The organism is Corynebacterium glaucum (genome assembly GCF_002287505.1).
In the GTDB taxonomy this organism is placed as follows: Bacteria; Actinomycetota; Actinomycetes; order Mycobacteriales; family Mycobacteriaceae; genus Corynebacterium; species Corynebacterium glaucum.
Genome location: NZ_CP019688.1, coordinates 2251648 through 2271151 on the forward strand (window position 1 = coordinate 2251648; position 19504 = coordinate 2271151).

16 protein-coding genes are annotated in these 19504 nt (G+C 62.5%); 2 read left to right on the top strand and 14 right to left on the bottom strand.

Annotated features, from left to right (window positions below; all coding sequences use genetic code 11):
* Positions 1-131 precede the first annotated feature (131 nt).
* The 4 genes from CGLAU_RS10965 to CGLAU_RS10980 all read right to left on the bottom strand — a co-directional run bounded on the left by CGLAU_RS10965 (position 132) and on the right by CGLAU_RS10980 (position 7967).
* Positions 132-1091 (bottom strand): hypothetical protein, encoded by a 960-nt coding sequence (locus CGLAU_RS10965; RefSeq protein WP_095660734.1) that lies wholly within the window; start codon positions 1089-1091, stop codon positions 132-134.
* A gap of 124 nt (positions 1092-1215) precedes the next feature.
* Positions 1216-3429 carry an Ig-like domain-containing protein gene (locus CGLAU_RS12330; protein WP_157731368.1) on the bottom strand — a complete coding sequence of 738 codons (2214 nt, stop codon included), beginning with the start codon at positions 3427-3429 and terminating at the stop codon, positions 1216-1218.
* A gap of 345 nt (positions 3430-3774) precedes the next feature.
* Complete coding sequence (locus tag CGLAU_RS10975) at positions 3775-6474, bottom strand: Ig-like domain-containing protein (RefSeq protein WP_332461812.1); 2700 nt, start codon at positions 6472-6474, stop codon at positions 3775-3777.
* Positions 6475-6677: 203 nt separating this feature from the next.
* Positions 6678-7967 carry an adenylosuccinate synthase gene (locus CGLAU_RS10980; protein ID WP_095660736.1) on the bottom strand — a complete coding sequence of 430 codons (1290 nt, stop codon included), beginning with the start codon at positions 7965-7967 and terminating at the stop codon, positions 6678-6680.
* A gap of 53 nt (positions 7968-8020) precedes the next feature.
* On the opposite strand from CGLAU_RS10980, the gene CGLAU_RS10985 reads away from it, so the two are divergent.
* Both CGLAU_RS10985 and CGLAU_RS10990 read left to right on the top strand, forming a co-directional pair.
* Entirely contained in the window at positions 8021-8926 is a 906-nt protein-coding gene (locus CGLAU_RS10985) for a hypothetical protein (RefSeq protein WP_095660737.1), read from the top strand.
* A 310-nt stretch (positions 8927-9236) separates the two neighbouring features.
* Positions 9237-10121, top strand: coding sequence for a PRC and DUF2382 domain-containing protein (locus CGLAU_RS10990; RefSeq protein WP_095660738.1), 885 nt, complete (start codon positions 9237-9239; stop codon positions 10119-10121).
* 132 nt (positions 10122-10253) lie between these two features.
* Here CGLAU_RS10990 and CGLAU_RS10995 read toward each other — a convergent pair whose 3' ends face one another.
* The 10 genes from CGLAU_RS10995 to adhP all read right to left on the bottom strand — a co-directional run bounded on the left by CGLAU_RS10995 (position 10254) and on the right by adhP (position 19468).
* The gene (locus CGLAU_RS10995) at positions 10254-11084 is read right to left on the bottom strand and encodes a glycosyltransferase family 2 protein (RefSeq protein ID WP_157731370.1); all 831 of its coding nucleotides are present in this window, start codon (positions 11082-11084) and stop codon (positions 10254-10256) included.
* 49 nt (positions 11085-11133) lie between these two features.
* A complete protein-coding gene (locus tag CGLAU_RS11000) occupies positions 11134-12435 on the bottom strand; it encodes an FUSC family protein (protein ID WP_332461813.1) in 1302 nt (433 codons plus the stop codon).
* 51 nt (positions 12436-12486) lie between these two features.
* Positions 12487-13521 (bottom strand): class II fructose-bisphosphate aldolase, encoded by a 1035-nt coding sequence (gene fbaA, locus CGLAU_RS11005; protein ID WP_095660740.1) that lies wholly within the window; start codon positions 13519-13521, stop codon positions 12487-12489.
* 94 nt (positions 13522-13615) lie between these two features.
* Positions 13616-14809 carry a glycoside hydrolase family 76 protein gene (locus CGLAU_RS11010; protein WP_095660741.1) on the bottom strand — a complete coding sequence of 398 codons (1194 nt, stop codon included), beginning with the start codon at positions 14807-14809 and terminating at the stop codon, positions 13616-13618.
* A 64-nt stretch (positions 14810-14873) separates the two neighbouring features.
* Positions 14874-15548, bottom strand: a complete 675-nt coding sequence (locus CGLAU_RS11015) for a TrmH family RNA methyltransferase (RefSeq protein ID WP_095660742.1) — start codon at positions 15546-15548, stop codon at positions 14874-14876.
* Positions 15535-16074, bottom strand: coding sequence for an orotate phosphoribosyltransferase (pyrE, locus tag CGLAU_RS11020; protein ID WP_095660743.1), 540 nt, complete (start codon positions 16072-16074; stop codon positions 15535-15537). The genes CGLAU_RS11015 and pyrE overlap by 14 nt, the downstream gene beginning before the upstream one ends.
* On the bottom strand, positions 16067-17020 hold the full coding sequence (locus tag CGLAU_RS11025) for a type III secretion system chaperone family protein (protein WP_095660744.1): 954 nt from the start codon (positions 17018-17020) through the stop codon (positions 16067-16069). The genes pyrE and CGLAU_RS11025 overlap by 8 nt, the downstream gene beginning before the upstream one ends.
* A gap of 64 nt (positions 17021-17084) precedes the next feature.
* Positions 17085-17939: a sulfurtransferase gene (locus CGLAU_RS11030; protein WP_095660745.1), complete on the bottom strand. Its 855-nt coding sequence runs from the start codon at positions 17937-17939 to the stop codon at positions 17085-17087.
* Positions 17940-17959: 20 nt separating this feature from the next.
* Complete coding sequence (locus CGLAU_RS11035) at positions 17960-18373, bottom strand: DUF4265 domain-containing protein (protein WP_095660746.1); 414 nt, start codon at positions 18371-18373, stop codon at positions 17960-17962.
* Positions 18374-18436: 63 nt separating this feature from the next.
* The gene (adhP, locus tag CGLAU_RS11040; protein ID WP_095660747.1) at positions 18437-19468 is read right to left on the bottom strand and encodes an alcohol dehydrogenase AdhP; all 1032 of its coding nucleotides are present in this window, start codon (positions 19466-19468) and stop codon (positions 18437-18439) included.
* Between the last annotated feature and the right edge of the window lie 36 nt (positions 19469-19504).

Genomic DNA, 19504 nt, shown 5'->3' on the forward strand with positions numbered 1-19504 from the left:
AACCGCCTCCGAGCTGGACGGAAACGGAACGAGATTCACCTTAAGATTCGCTTTGATCGCTTATCTTTTTCTCAGTCAGAATAAGGTACGCAGTCGCGGGATTCAACTTCTATGACAAAACAGCTAGTGAGCTAGCACCCGAAGAGCCCGATCCGGCAGGTAATGGGCAAATCACCCGACTCGGCATCGATTTGCTCTGCCGGCTCGCGGGCGCGCTTTGGATTGTAAGAAAAGGAACTGAAGGTGACTTCGGCAGGCTCGGCTGTGGTGAAGGCACGTTGGCCGTCGATAAGCTCTGTGTTCCTGCTGGTGACCCAAAGATTGACGCGGAGCTGCTGCGTGCCGGTGTCTTCTGGGACCCGGACGGTGCTGGTGACACTGGATAGGACGGTGCCGTCCTCGGTAGTGGTGGTGACGCGGAGCGAGTCTTCTTCCCACTCTGCGACGGTGGTGAGGGTTTGGCGGCCGGGCGGGATGTCGAAGCGGTCGATGACGTAATCGTCGGGACGGTTATTGAATCGGGCGTCGGGGTAGTAAGTCACTCCCCCACGTGGGAGCGGAAGGGATGTGTCGCCCCAGCGGCTGATCTCGATGAAGTCGAGCTCCGTGGAGCCGGCGGAGTTGACGTGGACTTCGTCGTAGGTGTTGAGCTCCATCTCTGCCATGTCGTACGGAAAGATGCCGAGGACGGTATGCGGGTCCATCTCGTCGAAGTCGGCCGAGTACGTAAAGGTATAGGTGCCATACCCGGTGGATTCGACGAGGTTGAGCTCGACGCCGCCCGCAATGCCTTCAGTGCGGATGCTGAGATCGCCGTTTGGCTGGACGGTTGCGCCTTGAACCCACTTCTTCTGACCGTCTGCGGGGTCCTCCGCCTGGGGATCACCCCAGTGGATCGTGGAATTGGTCTCGCGGACGCCCCATTCGTAGCCCGCCCAGTTGACGGTGGGGAAACCATAGTTGGACTCAAAACGCTCGCCGCGGTCGCGGTACGGATGCGTGAGGTCACCAGGCGTCTGGCTGGAGATGCCTGCGAGCAGCAGCGGCGCGGCAAGGATTGCGGCCGCGATCGCGAGGGGGCGTTTTGACACGGTTGTGTAGATTACGCGAAGATTTGGTCTAGGTCGATTTCGCGAGGGTGCTGGCGGGTATTGGAATGCGAAAAGAGGCCTCAGCAACTACGTGCTGGGCCTCCATGGCAGCTTACCGAGCGGCTTACGCGATGTAGCGCTCGACGCTATCGGTCAACTCAGTCGCGCCGGACGGCACGGACTTGATCTGCTTGCGCTCGCCCGGCTTAGCCGGTGCGGGGGCAGGCTTCTTCGCCGGCGTGGACTGGCCCGGTGCGGGCGCGGGTGCCGGTGCGGGGGCCGGTGCCGGTTCGGACTTCGGCGCCGGAGCAGGTGCTGATGCCGGTTCAGATTTCGGAGCCGGGGCAGGTGCCGGAGCCGGGGTTGGCTTTGGAGCGTCCTGGCCCAGGAACCAGAGCGCTGCGGGCACCAGCGGGATCAGCGGCAGGAGAAGCAGCAGCCAACTAGCGTCGCTGGACCCACCCGGAGTGGTCGGCGTCGTCTCGGTGGACGGAGTCGTCTCGGTGGAGGGGCCTGGCTCGGTCGAAGTGGTGGTCTCGGTGGAGGAGCCTGGCTCGGTCGAAGTGGTGGTCTCGCTAGAGGAGCTCGGCTCGGTCGAAGTGGTCGTCTCGCGGGACGTGGTCGGCTCGGTCGAAGTGGTGGTTTCGCGGGAAGTGGTCGGCGGGGCCAGCGGGGTCAGCGGGGTCGGCGGCTCGCAGGTGTACGGGTTGATAATGGTCACCGCTACGTTCTGGGCCTGCTCACCTGCGATAGTCACAGTGACCTTGTCGCCGGTCTCTTCCTTACCGTTGACCTTCCAGCGCACGGGCTTCCACTCGACACCTTCGACCTCAGCCGGCTCGACCTCACTTATAGTGACTGTGGAGTTCTTCGGCAGGGAGTCGTACCCCTTCAGCGCAGTACCCACAACCAGCTTGTCGGTGTAGGTGAACACGCCGTCTTTCGCCTCGCCGCCCTTAGCTTCCTTGGTGCCAGGGAAATCGAAGCGCGGGTTCACAGAATCCTTCACATTCAGGGTCACCTGAACGGTGAATTCCTGGCCGGCGATTTCCTTCTCGCAGCGATCATCACCGTCGAGTTCCTTTGTCAGCTCGAAGGAGCCGCGGTCAACGCCATGAATGGTCGCATTGATGGCCGCGTTGTATGCGGCAGTGCCTTCGGCAGTCTTGTCAAACGCAGATGCCGTGTTACCAAAGGTCGTCCCGAGTGCAGGCAGCCCCTCACCGGTGTAGGTAGTGCGGTACCAGAAGCGCAGGTCCCAACCCTCTTTCCAGCCGTCAGCTGGCTTCGGGATGGTGAAGGTCGCTTGCTTCTTGTCCTCAGCAATCTTGGCGTCGATGCTTGCATCCGGGAGACGGAACGCATCTGCGCCGGTCCAGTTCTCGCCGTATTGAATGGCGTTGTAGGAGCCGCTGTATGCGTGGCTGCCGGTGAGCGAATCAGTGATGACAATGCTGTCTTGGTCTGCAAAGAGACCGTACGGGATCCAGACCTCCCATTCGATGGTCTTACCGTCTGGTTGCACCTCGCCAGCCTTGCGGAAGTCGCTTTCCGGGGTGCGGGTCAGATCCGGGATGACCTTCGGCATGTTCACGGTCTGGGTGCGAGGCTGCGCCTTCGCGCCGTCGGTGATCTCGATGTCTACGGTGCCGGATTCATTCGCACGGGGCTGACCTTGGAAGGCTACGGTGCCGTGAACCTGGTCCTTGTTCTTGAAGTTGTCGTTGAAGGTACAGGTCAAGGTGAACTGGTCGGTGAGGACGCAGTTGCCGCCGTCGAGGTCGCTCGTGTCGTCGACAAGCTTTGCCTCGATTGCAGAGGTGAGGGGGAAGAATTTAGGGAACTTGAGCGTGAAGGAGTCACCTTCCTGCACCTGGCCAATTGCCTCCCACTCGATCTTGACCCCGACCGGCTGGTTTTGGTACAGCGCGCCGTCGCCGCGTTTCTTCGCACCCTCACCCTCAGTGATGGCGATGCTGGTGATGGCCACCTTCGAGTTATCCGTCGGCTTCAGCCCCGTAAACGAGGGAGCCGCGGCGGACGAGCTGTCCGCGGCTTCGGAAGCGGCTGCTGCACCAGTCTCGGGCGCAGCACCACCCTCAGCCTGCTTTTCCGCAGCCGGTTCCGGGGTCTGGGACTTCGAGGCTTCACCGGCCTGCGACGCCTCTGCCGCTGGAGTCTCCGATGCGCCCGCCGTCGGCTCAGCATCCTGTGCACCAGCGGTCGGCGCGTTCTTAATGGCAAACATCGTTGTCGCCACAAGCGCGATTACCGTCACCACGGCAATCAGCATTCTCTTCAGGCCGGGGCGGCCTGCATACGCGCTATTCAAGTTCACGCGGCTCTCCTCTACATTCGTCTAGGGGTCAGTTCAAGGTCAGTAAATGGAATCAAATTTTCAGACCTTAAGCAGTGACCGGACAATTATGTGGCAATGCCTGAAGAAATGCAATAACAATCGTAAGCAAATTCCAAGGTTTTCTGAACCCCCAGCTAGGGCCATTGCTTAACGACGCCCACGCGAACCCCACTTCTCAAATCCCCTCCCCAAATCACCCCCGATCAGTGACCGATCAACAAGCACTCCGGCATCCCGGCGCAGCTTTCCACTTGCTGCGGCGCCCAAAACGAAAGAGACCGCTGCACGAACATGCTGCGGTCTCTTTGTCGCTTTCGGTTGAGGCTACGCGATGAAGCGCTCCACTCCCCCAGTCAGCTCCGTTGCCCCTGACGGCACAGACTTGATCTGCTGACGCTCGCCCGGTTTCGCTGGCTGCTGAACCGGCTTACCCGGGGCAGGTTGGCTCTGTCCAGGCTGACCAGGTTGCACCGGCTGGCCCGGCTGGCCCGGAGTGGTCTGGACCGGAGCAGGCTGGCCAGGTACGGGTTGACCAGGCTGTACCGGCTGGCCCGGCTGGCCCGGAGTGGTCTGGACCGGAGCAGGCTGGCCAGGTACGGGTTGACCAGGCTGTACCGGCTGGCCCGGAGCTGGCTGCACTTCTTCCGGATGCTGCGGTGCAGGCTCGACCGGAGCAGGCGGGTTGGACGACCCCTTTTGTGCAAGTAGCCACAACACTGCTGGGACGACCGGGATTAACGGGATGAGCAGCAGCCAGGGGCTGACGCTCGAACCGTCAGTATCGCCACCCGGTGCAGGCTGACCAGGAATTCCTGTCGGCAGCGCGGGCGCGTCAGTCGTGGAAGGAGCACCCGGTTTTCCACCAGAGCCGTTGGTATCGGCTGCGCTGGTGGCCGTGGTCGTTGCCCCGCCGGTCGGTGGAACCGGAGACACCGGTTGACCCGTCCCATTTCCATCATCCGGAAGCTCTTCAGGCGTGGTGGCACGCGGGGATGTTTCGTCGGTCGGCTCAGCTTCGCTGGTCGGCTCGGTCGGCTCAGCTTCGCTGGTCGGCTCGGTCGGCTCGGTCGGCTCAGCTTCGCTGGTCGGCTCGGTCGGCTCGGTCGGCTCAGCTTCGCTGGTCGGGGTCGGTTCCGTCTCGCTGGTCGGCTCGGTCGGCTCGGTCGGCTCGGTCGGCTCAGCTTCGCTGGTCGGGGTCGGTTCCGTCTCGCTGGTCGGCTCGGTCGGCTCAGCTTCGCTGGTCGGCCCGGTCGGCTCGGTCGGCTCGGTCGGTTCCGTCTCGTTGGTTGGTTCCGCTTCGCTGGTCGGCTCGGTCGGCTCAGCTTCGCTGGTCGGCTCGGTCTCGCTGGTCGGCTCGGTCTCGCTGGTCGGCTCAGCCTCGCTGGTCGGCTCAGTCGGCTCAGTCGGCTCAGTCGGCTCGGTCGGCTCGGTCGGCTCAGCTTCGCTGGTCGGTTCCGTCTCGCTGGTCGGCTCGGTCGGCTCAGTCTCGCTGGTCGGTTCCGTCTCGCTGGTCGGCTCCGGACAGTTCAAAACCTTGTTAGTTAGAGTTAGAGCAATGTTTTCTACGCCGTCGCCGCCAACCATGACAGCGTTACCTTCGGGTATTTCGCCTTCTGCGGTGCTCCAGCTAGGTACACCGAACTGAAAACCTTCGATCTTTGGTTCAATCTCTTCAACGGTGATCTTTGTATTTGCTGGCAGCGATTCGTATCCCTTCACCGCCACGTCAGAACGGACCTGCTGTTGGTAGACGAAAACACCGTCGGCAGGTTGCCCCCCGGTAGCCTCTGCGGTCTTGAGAAAACTGAAATTGGGATTTGCGGAGTCCCTTACATCGAGGGCAATTTGAACCGTAAATGCCTGAGAGCTCAGCCTATCCACACATTCCGCATCACCTTCGAGAACCTTGCTAATCTCAAAGGCCCCCTGTTTAACGCCTTGACTATTGGCGGCAGAGGCCGAGTCGTAGGTGTGATTTTCAAGGTTGCGATCCGTGGCAACATCAGTTTGCACATTGCCTGCACTGTCGGAAATCCGCGCTTGCGCTCCGTTATTAAATCCCTCAGCATCGCTCGGGTAACCATCACCGTTGTATTCGGTCTTGTAGCTCACCTTAAGATCCCAACCTGGCTTCCAACCACCAGCGGGAGGAGTGACCGTCGCTGTGAAGCCGCGCTCATCATCAGCCAAAGTCACGTCCGCATTTGGCCAAACCTCAGTCGAAAGATCGGGGTTTTGCTGGTAGACGTACGCAACGAAGGCCCCGTTTGGTTTTACGTAATCGTGGTTGGCGGAAGTGAGTTTGTCTGTGATCACGACTTCATTGGCGGGGTTGTCGTTATCCACGAAGCTTTCCGAGGGCAGAATGATGGTCCAGTCAATGCTCCTCGGATTCTCGTTGTACTCGATGTTCCCGTACTTCGAGAAAATGTTTTCTTTTCCGGCGGGTAGAACGTACTTAGCGACGGAGCCACCGGGAATTGCCAGCGATAACGGGCTGGTCCCCGGCTCCGTTTCAAACTCCCAATCCGGACCTGGCGCTTCTTTCAGCCCTACATTCAGAGAGATGGAACCGGAAACGGCATCCAGTCGCGATAGGGAGTCGTTGAAACGACAATTCAGCGTTTGAGTGTCGGCATCAACCCTGCACTCGCCAGCCTTATTGCCACCAACACTAAACGGGATCGGATCATTGCTACCCGGAAGGGCAATCTCATTCGGGAAAGCGATTGTCATCGTTTGCCCATCTTGGATCGACCCTTGAGCAGTCCACGGAAAGGTCAATTTGACGCGATCATTGCCAGTCAACTGAGTCCCTTCCGCAATGGGACTTCCGCCCGTCGTAGACACGGACGGCTGACCAAACTGGACAGGCGCAGCATTTTGCGCTCCCGCCGTCGGAAGTTGGCGAGCGCCGCCTACGCAAGCCGCAAGAACAGCGACCACGGTCAGGATAACGAGAAGAGCTTTCCGCCCTGAAGGCACGTGCGTATTCCTGGGAAGAGAATCCATTCGAAGAACCATTTTCTGCTGGTTGGGAAACGGGGTTGCGGAACCCCAAGATGACCAAGAAGTTATGGAATCAACTTACAGGGATCCTGGCAGAAATGGAACTGGGAGAAGCGTGAGCGTGGACGTTACGGCTCAAATGTCATTCAAATAGAGCTTTGGTCTAAAACTATGTGGCCAATTTGGGTCACCACAAGAAGTGGACTTCGCCTGTTTAACTAACGCGTCATAACGTCGTGACGCACGATCGTTTGATCACGCCCTGGGCCAACGCCGATGTAGGAGATCGGTGCGCCGGAGAGTTCCTCCAAGCGGAGGACGTAGTCCTTGGCCTTCTGCGGCAACTCGTTGAAGTCAGTGCAGCCGGTGATGTCTTCGTCCCACGCGGGCATCGTTTCGAAGATCGGCTCTGCGTGATGGAACTGGGATTGGGTCAGGGGCATCTCATCAAAACGCTCGCCGTCCACGTCGTACGCAACACAGATCGGGATCTCGCCGATGCCGGTCAGCACGTCCAGCTTGGTCAGAAACAGGTCGGTGAACCCGTTCACACGCGATGCATAGCGCGCGATCACCGAGTCGTACCACCCGGTGCGACGCTTGCGGCCAGTGTTCACACCAACCTCACCGCCGACCTCCTGGAGGTACTCGCCCCACTTGTCGAACAGCTCCGTCGGGAACGGGCCTGCGCCGACGCGGGTGGTGTACGCCTTCACGATGCCCAGCACCGCGGTGATCCTCGTCGGACCGACGCCCGCCCCGACACAGGCACCACCAGCGGTCGGATTCGAGGAGGTGACGAACGGATACGTCCCGTGGTCGACGTCGAGCATGGTCGCCTGGCCGCCCTCCATGAGCACGTGCTTGCCATCGTCGAGCGCCTGGTTCAGTACATACTCGGCATCCATGACCATCGGCTTGAGTCGATCGGCGTAGCTGAGAAAGTATTCCATTGTCTCGTCCACGGAGATCGCGCGGCGGTTGTACATCTTCACCAGCATCTGGTTTTTCACATCGAGCGCGGACTCAATTTTCTGGCGCAGGATGGATTCGTCGAAGATGTCCTGCACTCGGAGCCCCACGCGCGCAACCTTGTCAGCATAAGTCGGACCGATGCCGCGGCCGGTGGTACCAATCGCGCGTTTGCCCAAGAAGCGCTCCTGAACCCGGTCGAGGTTTTGGTGATACGGCGCGACCATGTGCGCGTTGCCGGAGATCCGCAGACGAGAAGCGTTGGCACCGCGGGCCTCGAGGCCGTCGATTTCCTCAAAAAGCGCCTCGAGGTTGACCACCACGCCGTTGCCCAGGATTGGAGTCGCATTCTCAGAAAGCACGCCGGCAGGAAGGAGCTTCAGCTCGTACTTCTCACCGCCCACCACCACAGTGTGGCCCGCGTTGTTGCCGCCGTTGGGCTTCACCACGTAATCGACCCTGCCGCCGAGGATGTCGGTGGCCTTGCCCTTCCCCTCGTCGCCCCACTGGGCACCGACGATCACGATGGCGGACATTTCATTGCTCCTTATATAAGGGACTGAACCGCGCTTATTGTAGCGTGCGGCTTATGCGTCTGATTCATTGTGCGTGCGCCACCGACGTGAGCATCCCCGGCACTGAGCGAGTGGAGCTGCCACAAGTTCCGACGCGCAAGGATTTGCGGTTTCTCGATTCGGTTGCCAAAGAGTGCATGCTTAGCGACGACACGCCGTCCCTCGCCGACATCCAATCCCGCCCAGATGTCGCCTACCTTGGTGAGCCGCAGTTTGCCGCGCAGCAACCGGACGAACGCCTCCGCATCATCGTCTCGGGGACGGACGCCGCCCTAAGCGCAGTGCTCACCCGCATGATGCGCGCTGATTACATGTGGGTGGAGGTGGCCTACATCCCAGCTGACCACAACTCCCCCGCCGCGGTTTGTTGGGGCGTGCCCGCCGAGAACCCAGCCGCTTTTGCCGTTGAGGCGCCGGTAATGCCGGCCGCGTGTGTGCGCACTGATTCCGGTGAGACGGTCGCTGGTTCGGCAGAGATATTTCACGGGGACGGCAGAGACGAATTCGTCGGTGAAATCGTTGTGGATTCGGAAACGTTGGTGTTCCGAGACGGGGCCAAAGAGTCAGCACGCTTCTTTGGCCAGTTCGGTGCGCGACTTGTGCCCACCATGACCGCTCCCGGCCTCGCTTGCACCCCACTAGTCACTCCGCTTGACGGGCCTCTCGTAGGTTCTCATCCATCTCACTCTCCAAAGCAGCTCGAGTGGTTCAGCTCCACACCCGGCCTGGCATGGCTCGCACGAGGCAAGCAGGTACCCGCAGGTCAGACCGATGGCTCGAGGGTGCTTACGGGGCGGGCGGTTCAGACGGGCGGGGAGAACATCACGGTGGTTGTGGACGGCGTTCGGAAGCCGCGGCAGGTGAACCGCGCAACCTTTTATCGCCACCTGCGCGACATCCAGAGCGTCCGAATCCCGTGATTTTCCCTACTGTGATAAAGATCACATGCACGCTTTTTCAGTCAATCTTTGGCGTCCCGTTACCGATTCGCAATGGAATGGGGAGGTTCGGGGGCACGGAGGCGTCGATAAGCAAATGTGAACCTGCAGGTAGACCTAGCCTTGATTGCCGTACCTGAAGTTTCGATTTCTGTCGGTCGAACTTTTGTTTGATTCAGCTAGGCCCGGCGGTTGGTTGCAGAACGTGGCTAGGTTGGGACTCGTTCCCGAGAGGGAAGCCGCCCGGAAGTTTCGGGCGGACTTTCAATTACTCACTTACTTAGGAGAAATCATGGCTGACTACAACCGCATTGAGGATCTGGCTAACGCAACCGCATACGACGTTGACGGCGACAAGGTTGGTGGCGTGAAGGACGTTTACGTCAACGACACCACCGGCCAGCCGGACTTCGTTTCTGTGAACCACGGCCTGTTCGGCGGCGGCGACTCCATCGTTCCGCTGCGTGGCCACACCCTGCGTGACGGCGAGCTGCACCTCGCATTCCCGAAGGAGCGTATCGAGGACGCTCCGGATCTGGACGAGAACGGCCACCTCACCACCGAGGATCAGGAGGCGTTCTACCGCCACTACGGCCTGACCGACACCCAGGATGTCACCACCTACGAGACCGGTGCTGGCTACGGCGCTGCAGCAGGTGCAGGCGCTGGCGCTGGCTACGCTGCTGGCGAGTACGCTGACCGCGACCGTGCAGAGTTCGCTGACCGTGACCGCGCTGAGTTCGCAGACCGCGACCAGGCTGCCGCTCGAACCAACGAGAACGGTGAGATCATCCGCTCCGAGGAGCAGCTCAACGTCTCCACCGACCGCGTTGAGTCCGGCCAGGTTCGCCTGCGCAAGTACGTTGTCAACGAGACCGAGACCGTTGAGGTTCCGGTTGAGCGCGAAGAGGTTCGCGTTGTGCGCGAGCCGATCACCGATGCAGACCGCGCGAACTACGACGGCAACATCGGCGAGCAGGAAGCATCCGTCACCCTCCACGAGGACCGCGTGAACGTGTCCAAGGACTCCGTGCCGGTTGAGAAGGTTTCCCTTGAGAAGGATACCGTTCAGGGCACCGAGCGTGTTTCCGAGGAGGTCCGCAAGGAGCGCTTCGAGACCGACGGCATCGTTGAGGGCCGCGAGCCGGGCCAGCCGGGTGACGCTGACCTGCGCTAGGCACACTGAGGTAGCACTGAACTAACACAGTGCTAGCAAGGCGTTAGCCGAAAGCATTCACCCCGATCGGGATTTCCCGGTCGGGGTTTTGCTATGCATGGGTGTCGCCCGCAACGCGAGTGCGGGACGAGGTTAGCGGCGCTTCGCCTGAAGCCGGCCGATACGGTTCGCTACTGCACGCACGATACGTTGCGGCGTTACGGAACCCGTGATCTCCTTCGGTCCCGCGGCCTCTTCCGCCTGCCGCAGTGTGGTACGGAATTCCTCGCTCTCGGCGCCGAGCTTCTCCGTGACCATGACATCGCCGAAGCCGTAATTACGGTTCTGCTTGAAAATAGCCCGCAGGGAAGGCCGCAGCCGGTAGTACACCACCGAGTCCTCCGCGTAGTGGGGCTCATACCCAGCCAGGCCTGCCCGGATACTGAAGACAACGTCCTCACTCGCGGTGAACTCCTCATCGAAGCCGTTGGTGGCCTCAAAGACCTCGCGATGGAAACCAAAGCCAGCTCCCACCACGTACGGGAAGGCACCGTGCCACATCGGCAACCCGTGCTCTGTCGGTGAGTGGGGCAGCGTAGTCACAGTCGCGGCCGAGTTGTTGGCCACGATGTCCATCTTGCACCCGACAAACTTGTGATCATCAAGATGCACACGCATCGCGTCCAGCCAGCCGGGCGCGACGATGTCGTCCGAATCGCAGAATACGATGCGGTCAAATGTCGCGTTCTCCACTGCCCGGTTACGCGATCCGGGCAGCCCAAGGTTCTTCTCGTTCACTAGCAGGGTGATGCGCTCCGAACCATCCACTTCCTCTACGGCACGCTGGACGCTACCGTCGGTCGAGGCATCGTCGATAAGCAACAGCTCATCGCCGTCCTGCAGCTGCCGCAGCACAGCTCGCAGTTGGTACACCAGCAGCGGACCAGGGTTGTAGGCGCAAATGCAGACCGAAACGTTATCCATAAGCCGAACCTTAATGCAGCCCATTGGTGCCGACTAGTTGAGATACCGGCTAGTCGAAGTCGAACGTCTCCGGCGGCACATTCGGCGTCGTCGACGTCGGCGCCAGCGCAGCCAACGCAGACTCGCGCGACATGCCGCACACTTGCAGCATGTCCACGGTCATCGAACGGGTTTGCGCAAGAATCGCGTAAGCAGCAAGCACAGGCTTATCGGCCGCCCCTTCAACCGCACCTTCCACTACGTCCATGCCGGAATCCTGGGCGACGCTGCGCAGCTCCTGGACCAATCGCGGAATGACCTGGGCCTGCACTTTCTGCGAATTGACCTCGTAGAGCGCGGAGAGTTCGAGGGCGACGTTGGACAGGGCGTCGATAAGCTCGATCTGCTTTTCGCTGACGGTGTCACTGTCTTCGCAGATGACCAGGGCGCGGCGCGCGAGCACGCGGGTGTTGCGCACGGCGTTGTCCACTGCCGGGATGACGGCGGACATGGAGCTGAGCTGACGTTTGCGGCCCCAGAGGAACGGCGACAGCGCGGCGGTTTCCTGGCCGGACTGCACGGCGGCGGACATGGAGTCGATGCGGGTTTGCGAGCCGCGGATGAGATCGAGCGCTTCGCGGATGGATTCGGGGTCAGTGGTGCTGAGGCCTTCGGCGACATCGTCAAGCACTGAGCTCATGAGGCTCATGACTTGGGCGATCTCGGAGCGCGCGGAGGTCATGGGCCCCTGCGGGATGATGGCGAGGGTGAGCAACGCGACGCTGCAGCCGACGAATGCGTCGACGGTGCGGTCGAGGCCGGTGACCTCGGCACCCGGCGGCATGATCGTGGCGATGAGGATGCAGCCGATGGCGACTTGGTTGTTCAGCAGCACCGATTTAGACAGGAAGGACGCTAAGACCAAGCTGCCGAAGACGATGAGCGCGATCTGCCAGGCGCCGTCGCCGAGGCGGTAGAAGATGACGTCGCCGACGAGGACGCCGAGGATGCAGCCAATCGCAATGTCTACTGCTTTGGTCACGCGGTCGCCGCTGGTGATGCCGATGACCAGGATCACCGCGATTGGCGCGAAGAACGGCCGTGGGTGGCCGAAGAGATCCTTGGAAATCCAGTACGCGAGGCCCGAGGCGAGGCTGGTTTGCAGGATGGGCAGCAACCGCTGGCGGACGCGCTTGAGACGCGCTTGCAGCGAGACGTCGACAGCTTTGAGGCGTTCGCGCGTGCTCATCCGCTGCGGGCGGCGCCGGCGATTCTTCTGGGCCTTGGGCGGGGTGTCCAGGGGATCAGGCGGGTTCAGCGGGCCGAGCGGGTTCTCCGGACTCGGCATTTGCGGTTTCGGGTGCTCAGGCATGAGAAAAGCGCCGGCCTTGTCGGCGCCGGCGCTTTACAACTCTAGTCGGTTTTACTTCGAAACCGACTTACCCACGGAGTGCAGGTCCTGGCACGCCTCGATGACGCGCTCGGACATGGCCTGCTCTGCCTTCTTCATGTAGGAGCGCGGGTCGTAGACCTTCTTGTTGCCCACCTCGCCGTCGATCTTCAGCACGCCGTCGTAATTCTGGAACATGTGGGTGACAATCGGGCGGGTGAACGCGTACTGGGTGTCGGTGTCCACGTTCATCTTCACCACGCCGTAGCCCAGCGCCTCCTCGATCTTCTCCTTCTCGGAGCCGGAGCCGCCGTGGAAGACGAAGTCGAACGGGTTCGCGCCGGCCTCGAGACCGAGCTTGCGCTCCGCGACCTTCTGACCCATGTCCAGCACCTCCGGGCGCAGCTTCACGTTGCCCGGCTTGTACACGCCGTGGACGTTGCCGAAGGTAGCGGCCAGCAGGTAGCGGCCGTTCTCGCCGGTACCCAGGGCGTCGATAGTCTTCTCAAAGTCCGCTTCGGAGGTGTAGAGGTTCGCGCCGGCCTTCGCCTCGACACCGTCCTCCTCGCCGCCAACGACGCCGATCTCCACCTCGAGGATGATGTTCGCGTTGTGCGCCTTCTGCAACAGTTCCTGCGCGATCTCCAGGTTCTCATCGATCGGCACAGCGGAACCGTCCCACATGTGGGACTGGAACAGCGGCAGCTCGCCGCGGTCAACGCGCTCCTGCGAGATGGCGATCAACGGACGCACGTACTCGTCGAGCACTTCCTTCTGGCAGTGGTCGGTGTGCAGCGCGATGTTGACGTCGTAGTTCTTCGCCACCTCGTGTGCGAACGCAGCGAGCGCCTGTGCGCCGACAACCTTGTTCTTAACGCCCGAGCCGGAACCGAACTCCGCGCCGCCGGTAGAGAACTGGATGATGCCGTCCGACTCCGCCTCGGCGAAGCCCTTGATGGCGGCGTTGATGGTCACGGAGCTGGTGCAGTTGATGGCCGGGAACGCGTAGCCGCCCTGCTTCGCAGCGTCGAACATCTGCGCGTAGACCTCAGGAGTTGCAATTGGCATGTGGTTTCCTCCTCGTGGGAAAACTGCTTGAGAACCGTCTTACGCGTTCCAGTATGCCCCTTTGCGCGCGGCCGTGCAGGAGCCCCAGCGGCTGCTAATCTGCAGCTTCAATCGCCGCGGCAGCCTCGAGCAGCATCCAGCCGGCAAGTTGCACGGAGAGGTCGCGCTCATCGATCCGGAGGAGCCCAATCGTTTCGCTTATCGACGACGGCCCCAAACCGTAGTTGTGTGGCAGCCGGGCATCTTTCGTCCAATCCGCAGGGAAAATCGGCAGGCCATCCACCTCGAGTCGGTGCGACCACAACGATTCGGCCGAGGAGAGGACGAGGCGGGCCGCGATCTTCTTGGTGGCGATGTTTTCGCGCGAATCCTCCGGCAGACGCAGCGCGATGTCGGCGAGATAGCGCGCAAGAATGCCTTTGAACATGCCACCGTCTCCTTCGCCGGACTCCTCCTGCGGGCTGAGGATCACGCCCTGCGGATTGGCGAGGTGGAGCGCGATCGCTTGGATGATCGCGCGGATGTGGGTGATGTAGTACACCGACGCGTCGGCGCGCTCGGAGTACTCGAAGGAGTCAATGGCTTCGTCGTGGTCGAGGCCGACATCCTCGCGCAGCGCAAGCGCGATCTCCAGGGACGCGCCCAGCACTGTGCCCTGGTTGTATGTATAGAGCTTTTCGATGAGCTCTGGGCCGTTCATGCGCATCCGCAGCCCGTCGTAAAGCAAGCCCGTCTCTGTAATGAGGTTGTCGAAGATCCAATCCACGATCTGACGGGATTTGTCCAGGCGGCCGGTGCGCGAGAAGACGATCGCGGACGGCGCGTTAGACGGGACGTTGTAGAAGGTTTCGCCGGTTTTCCACGGCAGGACGCCGGTGATGGGGTCGATGCCGGCGAGGAGGTCGAACTCGAGGCCGTCGAGCGCGCTGGTGCGCTTGAGGCCGTCAAGCTGCAGCGCGCGGTTCCATGCGAGCGCGAGCCACGCCTTGTCGTCGTAGTAGTTGTTGGAGGTGAGCTTGCCTCTGTTGCGCCGCTGGATGCCGCGCAGGGTGTCGGCGATGCGGCGGCGGCGCGTTTTGGTGGGGCGGCGCAGGGCCGCGTCGACCTGGCAGTCGAGGTACTGTGCTTGCCACCAGTAGTGCCAGTGCACGAACGCTTTGTCCTTGGCGCCCGCCGGCCAGGTGACCATCGCGAGGTTGGTCTTGGGAACGCCCCACACGCGCGCGGCATGGCGCTCTTGAATCGCGGATTCAGCCAGGTCAGCTCGGTGCGACCAGGTCTCAGGCACGGACGGCTCCCTCTTTTGTTATCGGTCTGTGACCATCATGCCAGACGCAGACGTTGGGAATGCTTCACCATGCCTGAGAAATGTCTGCATGCTGGCGTACCCACGCGTGCATGGCGATGCCAGCGGCAACCCCGGCGTTGATCGAGCGGGTCGAGCCGAACTGCGCAATCGAGCAGGTCATGGTCGCGGCCCGCTGCGCGTCGTCGGTCACGCCGGGGCCCTCTTGACCGAACAGCAACAGCGCGCGTTTCGGCAGCTTTGCGGTTTCCAGCGGCACGGACCCGGGTGTGTTGTCGATAGCCACAATGGTCAGCCCCGCCCCATGCGCGAACTCCGCGAGATCCGCCACCGTTTTGTGGTGACGGATGTGCTGGTAGCGGTCGGTCACCATCGCCCCGCGCCGGTTCCACCGCTTCTTGCCCACGATGTGCACCTCTTTGGCCAGGAACGCATTCGCGGTGCGCACGACTGTGCCGATGTTCATGTCGTGCTCGAAGTTCTCGATCGCCACGTGGAAATCGTGGCGGCGTTTGTCCAGGTCGGCGACGATCGCGTCCAACGACCAGTAGCGGTACGCGTCGACCACGTTGCGGGTGTCACCCTCGCGCAGCAATGTCTCGTCGAAACGCGGGTTCGAGGGCCACTCCCCCTCCCACGGCCCGGCACCGTGGCGGGCTTCGGTCCACTCGGTCGGCCCGGGAACGGCGTTGGGGTCGGCGTTGGGGTTACTCGAGTCCAAGGTCGGAGAGTCCGAGGAGGTAGCGGTAGTCCAGGCCGGCGTCGGCAAGCACTTGATTAGCCCCGGTCGCACGGTCGACGACGGTGGCGACCGCAACCACCTCGGCCCCTTCCTCGCGGCACGCCTCCACCGCGGTCAGCGGCGAGTTGCCGGTGGTCGTTGTGTCCTCCACCACCAGCACCCGCTTGCCCACAATCGACGGCCCCTCGATCCGGCGCTGCATCCCGTGCTTCTTCGCTTCCTTACGCACCACGAAGGCATCGATCGGGCGACCGTCCGCGTGCATCACGGCGGTAGCGACCGGGTCCGCACCCAGGGTCAGCCCGCCAACGGCATCGAACTCGAGGTCCTCAGTGAGCTCGCGGATCAGCGCACCGATCAGCGGACTCGCCTCGTGGTGCAAGGTGGCACGACGCAGGTCAACGTAGTAATCGGCTTCACGTCCGGACGACAGCGTGACCTTGCCGTGCACCACTGCCAGCTCTTTGACCAGCTCAGCGAGGCGGGCTTTTTTGGCATCATTCATCGGTGGGCTCCTTCGGGCTCGGCATCTCCGTTGCATTCTCCGTGCTTCCGAAGATAGACGGCGGCGCCATCGTGCGGCGCGCCCGGGTCAGATCGCTCGGATTGTGCGCGGTCTCTGCGATGCCATCGGCAATCGCGCTCACCTGGTCACCACCAAGCGCGTGCTCCTGCGCCGGCCCGCGCACCGCGCCGGTCGTGCGCGTCGGCAGCGCAAGCGGTTCCTCGGGACGCTGAACCTTCGGCGTGTTCAGCGGCTCCTCGACCTCGGCCTCAACCGGAGCCACTACCAGCTTCGGCTCGGGCTCCGGCGCGTCCGGAATGTCGCGGGTGGGAAACGGCACCGCCAGCGGCTGTGGGTTCGCGGGCGGGAGGGTCCGCGCGGCGTCGGCGAGCCTGGCCAGCGGCTCAAACGCGGCCTCCCACTCGCCCAGCTGCACGCCCTCGCCCACCTCCGCCAGCACCCACTCGCTCTCAAACCACACCGCAACCACAGTTGCGGGCAGGAGGTCGAGCGCATCGCGCACTCGCTTATCGACGAAGCGTTGCGCCACCCCAGCGTCCGTCCCGAACACAGCGAAATCCCCGGCCTTCGCCACCTCAACGAGGTCTTCCGACGACGCCGCGTCGAAACCGTCGCGGCGCATGTCCACGACCACGTCGCTCACCGCGCCGGTGCTCATGGCGACCACCGTGGTCGGGCCAACATCGGCAACAACCGTCTCGTGTCCACCCCAGTTGCCAGTGGCCACGTTGGTTATGGCCGACCCGGTGGCCGCGGCGCCGCGTTGCCATTCGTCGACAAGCGATGTGTCCTGCTTGACGTAGCTGAAACCATTCGCCTCGGCCCAGGATTTGCGCCCGCGGTTAGGTGCCGACGAGTCGGACACCCACAGCCACACGCCGGCGATGAGCAGGACAATCGCCAGACAGATAATTAAGTATGCCATCAAGACGTGATGTTACTGCTCGGCGCGGCGTTTCCGCCGGTGGCACGGCCGAAAAGCGGCGTGGCTACATGTTGGTTGCGAGCGGGTTCTTCGGGTCTGCCGACCACTGCGACCAGCCGCCCACGAAGTGCGTGAGCACCGGCAGGCCCGCATGCGCCATCGCGGCGAGCATCAGGGAGGAGTGGTTACCGGAACCGGAGTAGACAATCGCGTCCTGCGGGTCGGTCTCAGGGGTGATGCCGAGGCCGGCGAAGATCTCGCGGATCGTGCCCGGGTCCTTCACCTTCACCTGATCGTGCTCGCCGTGCTTGATAAACAGCTCATCCACGGGCAGGTTCTGCGCGCTCGGGATGTGCCCGGCGCGCAGGTCGAAGACTTCGCGGCGGCCGTCGAAACGGTTCTTGGAGCGGGCGTCGATAAGCGTGCCCTCGAAAGCCTTGACTTCCTCGATGCTGGCGACGGGCATGTGCCCCTCTGACACCTCGACCTCGCGCGGCACGACGACATTGCCGGGGCCGGCGACCGTGTCGAAGCCGTCGCCGTCCCAATCGGCGAAGCCGCCGTCCAGGATGAACACGTCTTCAATGCCAGCCCAGCGCAGAATGAACCATGCGCGAGAGGCGAACAAGCCGTTGCCGCGGTCGTAGATGTAGGTCGGGCGGCCCGGCTCGATGCCCCACTCCTTGGTTGCCTTCGCCACAACGTCAATGCTGGGCATTGGGTTGCGGCCTTCGTAGCGGCCCGGCATGCCAGCGAGCTGCGACGCGGGATCGCAAAACACCGCCGTCGGGATGTGCTCGGATTGGAACTTCGACCAAGCTTTGCCATCGGTGCGCTCCCACAGGGCGGCGATGATGGTGTGCTTCTGGCCAGTCTTGATGCGTTCGTTCAGGGCTTCAGCGGAGACAAAGACGCTCATGCGAGCCAGTCTAGCCGTGGTTAGGCCATGTAGCCGGGGGCTTGCTGGATTGCACCGTCGGACTCGAGGCCATCGAGCCACTCCATGATCCCCTCACGCGGGCAGTCCGCCCCAATTGACGCCGCGAGCATCCCGCCGGGGCCCAGTTCTACGCGGCACCCGAACGCGAGCAGCGTCTCCGCGATCTGATTCGGCTCCTCCGTCTCCGGCAGGATCCGAATTGTCGACGCCCCTCCGCGCACCACCACACGGTCCACATGGAACTGCCCGCCGACCAGCACGCATTCGACGATGTCGCCGAGCGCCAGCGCCGTGTCCACAAATGGCACGCTCGCCACCACGAAGTGGTTGCTGGTCAGTTGCTGCGCCGCAAGCTGCTCGTTCTCCACACCCGGAAGCGCGACGCGGGTGGTGATCGTCGTGGTCGGCTCCATGCGTGCAGTCTAGAGCAGTTTGCTTATCGACGGCCCCTTGTACGCGCTCCCGTCGCGTACCGGCTAGTACTTAATCGCCATGCGGCCGCTGATCTTGCCCTTGCGCATGTTCTCGAACACGTCGTTGACGTCGTCGAGTTCGCACGCAGTCACGTGCGGCTTGACCAAACCGCGGGCGTAGAAGTCCAGGGCCTCCGCCATGTCCTGGCGGGTGCCCACGAGGGAGCCGCGGATGGTGATGCCGCGCAGGACGATATCGAAGATCGGTGCCGGGAAGTCTCCCGGCGGCAGGCCGTTGAACACGATTGTGCCGTTGCTACGGGTCATGGCGATGGCCTGGCCGAACGCGTCCGGGTGGACTGCCGTGACCAGCACGCCGTGGGAGCCGCCGTCCGTGAACTCCTGGACTGCCTCGCCCGGGTCGCGGTCTTTTGCGTTGACGGCGAATTCGGCACCGAGCTCACGGGCCAACTCGAGCTTGTCGTCCGCGACGTCGACGGCGATGACGCGCATCCCCATCGCCACGCCGTACTGCACCGCGAGGTGGCCCAAGCCGCCGATGCCGGAGATGGTCATGAACTGGCCAGGCTTGGTCTGAGCTTCCTTGAGGCCCTTGTACACCGTCACGCCTGCGCAGAGGATCGGTGCAACCTCAACCGGGTCAACGCCGTCCGGAATACGTGGCGCGTAGCGGGTATCCACCAGCATGTACTCGCCGAATGATCCGTCGACGGTGTAGCCGCCGTACTGGGCATTGTGGCAGTAGGTTTCGCGGCCGGTGCGACAAAACTCGCACTCGCCGCACGCGGACCAGAGCCAAGCATTGCCCACCATGTCGCCGACGGCTACCGAGCGCTCACCCGGGCCGAGCTCGACGATCTCGCCCACGCCTTCGTGGCCAGGCACAAACGGCGGTTTAGGCTTGACGGGCCAGTCACCTTCGACGGCGTGCAGGTCGGTATGGCAGATACCCGAGGCATGGAGTTTTACCAGCGCTTGGAACGGGCCCGGCTTGGGCAGATCCAAGTCACGAACAGTGACATCGGGGCCGAATTGCTCAGCCACGGCAGCTCGCATGGTGTTTGGGGTGGACATCGCAACGGTACCTTTCCAGTCGGAGAATGAATGTGC